Source organism: Brachyspira pilosicoli, from assembly GCF_019402445.1.
In the GTDB taxonomy this organism is placed as follows: domain Bacteria; phylum Spirochaetota; class Brachyspiria; order Brachyspirales; family Brachyspiraceae; genus Brachyspira; species Brachyspira pilosicoli_B.
Genome location: NZ_SRZM01000287.1, coordinates 1 through 2382, shown reverse-complemented (window position 1 = coordinate 2382; position 2382 = coordinate 1). Strand labels below are relative to the sequence as shown.

The 2382-nt window shown below is 28.8% G+C and carries 4 protein-coding genes; all 4 read left to right on the top strand.

Annotated features, from left to right (window positions below):
* Positions 1-23: 23 nt before the first annotated feature.
* The gene (locus tag E6A48_RS09260) at positions 24-473 is read left to right on the top strand and encodes an MOSC domain-containing protein (protein WP_219709937.1); all 450 of its coding nucleotides are present in this window, start codon (positions 24-26) and stop codon (positions 471-473) included.
* Entirely contained in the window at positions 445-921 is a 477-nt protein-coding gene (locus E6A48_RS09255) for a MogA/MoaB family molybdenum cofactor biosynthesis protein (protein WP_219709936.1), read from the top strand. The genes E6A48_RS09260 and E6A48_RS09255 overlap by 29 nt, the downstream gene beginning before the upstream one ends.
* 33 nt (positions 922-954) lie before the next feature.
* Entirely contained in the window at positions 955-1734 is a 780-nt protein-coding gene (modA, locus tag E6A48_RS09250; RefSeq protein ID WP_219709935.1) for a molybdate ABC transporter substrate-binding protein, read from the top strand.
* 14 nt (positions 1735-1748) lie between these two features.
* Positions 1749-2382 (top strand): molybdate ABC transporter permease subunit (gene modB / locus E6A48_RS09245; RefSeq protein WP_219709934.1); only part of this gene is annotated, 634 nt, incomplete at its 3' end.

The window sequence follows — 2382 nt, the reverse complement described above, 5'->3', positions numbered from 1 at the left end:
TTTTTTAATATACTTATAAAAATATGAATAATAAAAAATTTAGTTTAGTATCGTTGAATATATCTGAAAATACAGGCACTATAAAAAAACCTGTAAAAAGCATTGTTTTGGTTGAAGATAAAGGTGTATTTAATGATGCTCATTTTGATAAATTAACTGATAGACAAGTTTCTTTGCTTGCAATCGAAGATATAGAGTATACAAATAAAAAAATGAACTCTAATTTAAAGCCTGGAGATTTTGCTGAAAACATTACTACCAAAGGTATAGAGCTTTATAGTTTAAAAATAGGCACTAAAATATATATAGGCGATACAATATTAGAAGTTTCAAAAATAGGAAAAGAATGCCATAGAGGATGCGATATAAAAAAGTTGGTTGGCGATTGTATTATGCCTAAGAGGGGAATATTTGCTAGAGTAATTAAGGGAGGAGAAATTACAGTTGAGGATACTTGTTATTACTGTATCTGATAGGGCATATAAAGGCATATATCAAGATAAATCTGGTGATATTATTATAAAGACTTTAGAAGAAGAATTAGATTCTAAAATTTCAAATATAGAAAAAATTATTATACCAGATGAATATGATATAATATTAAATACATTAGAAAATAATAAAGATAAATTTGATATAATAATAACTACAGGCGGCACCGGTTTATCAAAAAGAGATGTAACTCCTGAAGCTACGATGGAGTTTTGTAAAAAAGAGGTTAGGGGAGTATCAGATTATTTGAGGCAGGAATCTATGAAAGAAACTATATTTGCTTCTCTTTCAAGAGGGTATGCTGGAATCAATGATAATGTATTTGTGGTAAACTTTCCTGGAAGTGAGAAGGCGGCAAAATATTGCACTAAATTAATTATACCTTTGCTTGAACATATTATAGCTATGATAAAAGGCGAAGGGCATTAATAATATTTAATAAAGTTTATTTAAGGAAATGTTATGAAAAAGATTATATTTGCATTTTTTTTAATATCATATTTGTTTGTATCATGTAATCAATCAAATAATACTCAATCTAATTCAGAAAATAAAGAAATATATGTACTAGCAGCAGCAAGCCTAACAGATGTACTTACAGAACTAGCTAATAATTATAAACAAGAAACATCAACAGAAGTTATATTTTCTTTTGCTTCATCAGGTGCTTTGCAAGCTCAAATAGAAGCTTCTGCTCCTGCCGATATATTTTTCTCTGCAGCTCAAAAACAAATGAATGCTTTAGAAGAAAAAGGTTTAATTGACAGTGACACTAGAAAAGATTTGCTTGAAAATAAAGTTGTTTTAATTACTCCAAAGAACTCTAATTTAAATATTAAATCATTTACAGATATAACTAATTCTAATATAAAAAAACTTGGTCTTGGTGAGCCAAAAAGTGTACCAGTAGGACAGTATTCTGAAGAGATATTAAGTAATTTATCTATACTAGATATTGCTAAAGGAAAAGCTGTTTATGGTTCTGATGTTAGAAATGTACTTGACTGGGTAGAAACCGCAGAAGTTGATTGTGGAATAGTGTATGCTACAGATGCTAAAATAGCAAAAAATATTAATATAATAGCAGAAGCTCCAGAAGGCACTCATAAAAAAGTGATTTATCCTATATCAATAATAAAATCTTCTCAAAACAAAGAAGAAGCAAAAAAGTTTATAGAGTATATTTCTACAGACAAATCAAAAGAGATATTTCAAAATTATGGTTTCACTGTAGTAAAATAATGTAGTAGAATAATATGGAATATTCTCCATTAATACTTTCTTTAAAAACGGCATTCTATTCTACTATAATAACTTTTTTTGTTGGAATATATATTGCCTTTGCTGTTTTTAAGATAAAGAGATTTTCATCTATATTTGATATAGTATTTACTCTTCCTTTAGTACTTCCTCCTACAGTTGTTGGATTTTTTTTGCTTATATTTTTCGGCAGAAATTCTTTTATAGGAAGCATAGTTGAAAAGTTAGGTTTTCCTTTTATATTTACTTTGAGGGGAGCTATACTTGCTTCTTTTATAGTTTCTTTTCCATTAATGTATAGAACTAGTAAAGGAGCTTTTGAGCAGATAGACACTAATATTATAAATGCGGCTAGAACATTAGGAAAATCTGAAAACTGGATATTTTGGAGAGTTATGCTTCCAAATAGCTGGCAGTCAATATTAGGAGGGGCTATACTTTCTTTTACGAGGGCTTTAGGGGAGTTTGGTGCTACTATTATGATTGCAGGAAACATACCTAATAGAACTCAAACTATATCTCTTGCTATATACACTGCTGTGCAAGCTGGAGATAGGGCATTAGCTTTTAGGTGGGTTATAATAATAGTTGCTATATCATTTATAAGTATAATGATGATGAATATTATAA